Origin of the sequence: Nocardiopsis sp. RV163 (genome assembly GCF_001029525.1) — a bacterium.
Classification (GTDB): domain Bacteria; phylum Actinomycetota; class Actinomycetes; order Streptosporangiales; family Streptosporangiaceae; genus Nocardiopsis; species Nocardiopsis dassonvillei.
In genome coordinates this window covers 1-1585 of record NZ_LEKI01000331.1, presented here as the reverse complement: position 1 = coordinate 1585, position 1585 = coordinate 1, and the positions used below count along the sequence as shown (strand labels likewise).

General features: G+C 74.0%; 2 protein-coding genes. Both read left to right on the top strand.

The window, feature by feature from the left end; genetic code table 11:
• The coding region (locus tag ABD54_RS26535; RefSeq protein WP_235432216.1) for a hypothetical protein at positions 1-458 on the top strand (458 nt) is incomplete at its 5' end.
• Positions 459-927: 469 nt separating this feature from the next.
• On the top strand, positions 928-1488 hold the full coding sequence (locus ABD54_RS26525; protein WP_047872288.1) for a hypothetical protein: 561 nt from the start codon (positions 928-930) through the stop codon (positions 1486-1488).
• The last annotated feature ends 97 nt before the right edge of the window (positions 1489-1585 follow it).

Below are 1585 nucleotides of genomic sequence, written 5' to 3'. Positions count from 1 at the left end.
GCTCCTCCGAGCCGATGAGGTTCTCCGCCCCCGAGCCCACCGGGGAGCCCCTGCCCACCGGCGAGCCCTCCGCGGAGCCGACGTACGAGCCGGACCCGGGGGCGGAGAACCTCATCGGCTCGGAGGAGCTGGTCGACGAGCTGCGCCGCGACTTCGAGATCGACGCCCGCCTGGACATCACCGACGAGGTCTGCGGCTCGGACCCCGGAGCCGAGGAGACGACCCTCTTCCAGTGCACCTCGTCGATGGACACCAACCTGGTGCGGGTGGCCGCCTTCGAGAGCTCCGGGATCGCGATGATCGCCGCGATGGCGATGCTGGAGAGCGAGGAGAACACCGCGGCGGACATCCAGGACGCCTGCCACTTCGTACTGGTGTGGTTCGAGGAGAACGGCTTGGACCAGCAGGAGCGCGACGACATGGCCGAGGCCACGCGCGAGATCGTGGGCTGCGCCTGACCGGCCCGGCCCGGGCCGGTCAGGCGGAACCTGTGGGGGCCGCCGGTACGGCGCCGGGGCCCGCGAAGCCCGAAGGCCGTCCGGTCTTCGGGCTTCGCGCACGCGGTGTCGGGAGGCCGTCCCCCCCGCGCCCGCGGTCCGGGTGGGGCGCGGCCCCGCCCGCCGCCACGGCGACCACGGCCGCCACCAGCGCGCCGGTCAGCGCCGGCGCGAACCAGGCGAGCACGAGTCCGGACATCGTTGCGGGGCTCCTTCGCTGGCGGGGACGGTGGTCCGCCGGGGCCGTGGGCACACGGTCCCCACGGTTGCGATTTGCGGAATCTGCGGTTCCGGTACCGGCTTTCGGCCTGCCCGTACAGCACTCCGTCACCGGAAGGCTCCCGTGATCCGCTCGGACCCGCGCCCCGCGAGCCGCGGACCCCTACCATTGGGTGGGACAAGCCGTCTCGACACCCCTCGGAGGACGTCCGTGTTTTCCTCTGGCCAGGACCCGTACGACCCCAACGGGACACAGGGCGCGGGCGGCGTCCCGCCGTACGGTGCGCCCGGCTCCGGGGCCGGTTTCGGCGCGCTCCGCCCCGACGCCCCCCTTCCCCGGAAGGTGGCCGTCGTCCGCGCCCTGATGTTCGTGGGCGGCGCCTGCGGCCTGGCCCTGTCCGGGCTCTTCCTCATGGGACTCAGCGTCCCGGCCGACGCGATGGACGAGGCGCTGAGCCAGCAGGCCGAACTCGCCGCCCAGGAGGGGTTGGAACTCGCGGTCAGCGCCGAGGCCATGCGCGCCATGATGGTCGTCATGGCGGCGGTCACGGGCGTGTACGGGCTGCTGTCCACGCTCCTGGCGGGCAGGATCCGGCGCCGCACGGTCGGCGTGTTCTGGGGCGTGGTGCTCTTCCAGGGCGCGGCGGGCGCGCTCCTGCTGTGGACCGTGCTGTCGGGGGACGTCCTGGCGCTCGTCCCGCTGGGCTTCGCGGTCATGATGGTGGCGTACATGCTCTCCCGCGAGGGCCGCGCCCACTACGGGCTGCTCTGACCGGCGGCTGTCCACAACAGCCCCTCAGCCCTCCCCGCGGCCGAACAGCCCGGCCCGCGGTGGCCGGGGCGGGCTCACCGCCACCCCGGTCCACCGC